This window comes from Citrobacter sp. S-77 (assembly GCF_963864895.1).
Lineage (GTDB): Bacteria > Pseudomonadota > Gammaproteobacteria > Enterobacterales > Enterobacteriaceae > Citrobacter > Citrobacter murliniae.
Map to the genome: position 1 here is coordinate 1 of NZ_CAWLWU010000026.1, position 1,786 is coordinate 1,786.

The window sequence follows — 1,786 nt, forward strand, 5'->3', positions numbered from 1 at the left end:
CTTATTGCTTCTATCGTCGATGATACTTTAGAAAAATATAAGGGTGCTTGGTTTGAAAGAAATATTAACAAACATTCGCATTTAAACCAGATGCTGCAAATGAGTTAGTACAAAATTCTTGGAATGCAATAAAAACAAAGATTATTCGAAGAGGATTACGTGGATATGCTCTTACCGCTGGATGGTCATTACATCCTATAGTCGAAAATAAAGATACATCTAAATACACACCAGCGCAAAAACGCGGAATTCTAAGCGGAGATCGCCTAGTGATTTTAAACTATTGCTGGCAGCATTCTTGAGTCCAATATAAAAGTATTGTGTACCTTTTGCTGGGTCAGGTTGTTCTTTAGGAGGAGTAAAAGGATCAAATGCACTAAACGAAACTGAAACAAGCGATCGAAAATATCCCTTTGGGATTCTTGACTCGATAAGTCTATTATTTTCAGAGAAAAAATATTCATTGTTTTCTGGGTTGGTGATTGCACCAATCATTCCATTCAAAATTGTTGTTTTACCACACCCATTCCGCCCGATAAAAGCATGAATGTTCGTGCTGGGCATAGAATTAACCGTCACCTCAAAAGGTATAGTTAAATCACTGAATCCGGGAGCACTTTTTCTATTAAATGAAAAGTGGAAATCTGACAATTCTGGCAAACCATTTAACACACGTGCGAACTGTCCATGAATTTCTGAAAGAGTTACCCCTCTAAGTAATGAGGTGTTAAGGACGCTTTCATTTTCAATGTCGGCTAATCGATTTGGCCATACTACTAAATCCTGAATAGCTTTAAGAAGGTTATGTTTAAAACCATCGCTTAATTTGCTGAGATTAACATAGTAGTCAATGCTTTCACCTAAGGAAAAAAACATTTCAGGGAGTTGACTGAATTTTTTATCTATTAATGAATAAGTGCTTACTTCTTCTTTTTGACCTACAAAACCAATTTTAACATTTCCGATATCGCATTTTTCACCATGCTCATCAAAGACAGTAAGATAAAACATTGTAACAAAGGAATAGTCATTCCAACCATCTGCTCGTAGGAATGCCTTATTTTTTTCTACTGCAGGAATATACCCGCCTCTTTCAATAACACTAAACTCCAACATATAGTAACCCTTAATTTTATTAAAATAACCGCAATTTATTTGGCGGCAACACAGGATCTCTCTTTTAAGTTACTCTCTATTACATACGTTTTCCATCTAAAAATTAGTAGTATTGAACTTAACGGGGCATCGTATTGTAGTTTTCCATATTTAGCTTTCTGCTTCCTTTTGGATAACCCACTGTTATTCATGTTGCATGGTGCACTGTTTATACCAACGATATAGTCTATTAATGCATATATAGTATCGCCGAACGATTAGCTCTTCAGGCTTCTGAAGAAGCGTTTCAAGTACTAATAAGCCGATAGATAGCCACGGACTTCGTAGCCATTTTTCATAAGTGTTAACTTCCGCTCCTCGCTCATAACAGACATTCACTACAGTTATGGCGGAAAGGTATGCATGCTGGGTGTGGGGAAGTCGTGAAAGAAAAGAAGTCAGCTGCGTCGTTTGACATCACTGCTATCTTCTTACTGGTTATGCAGGTCGTAGTGGGTGGCACACAAAGCTTTGCACTGGATTGCGAGGCTTTGTGCTTCTCTGGAGTGCGACAGGTTTGATGACAAAAAATTAGCGCAAGAAGACAAAAATCACCTTGCGCTAATGCTCTGTTACAGGTCACTAATACCATCTAAGTAGTTGATTCATAGTGACTGCATATGTTGTGTTT

The 1,786-nt window shown here is 37.5% G+C and carries 1 protein-coding gene; it reads right to left on the reverse strand.

The genetic code is table 11. From position 1 onward, the window contains the following. Positions 1 to 219: 219 nt before the first annotated feature. Entirely contained in the window at positions 220 to 1,116 is an 897-nt protein-coding gene (locus AACS05_RS24890) for a hypothetical protein (protein ID WP_223306967.1), read from the reverse strand. Between the last annotated feature and the right edge of the window lie 670 nt (positions 1,117 to 1,786).

What these genes read in the sequence shown, in the direction of transcription:
- AACS05_RS24890 (WP_223306967.1), bottom strand. Translation starts at nt 1,116, where the DNA reads ATGTTGGAGTTTAGTGTTATTGAAAGAGGCGGGTATATTCCTGCAGTA.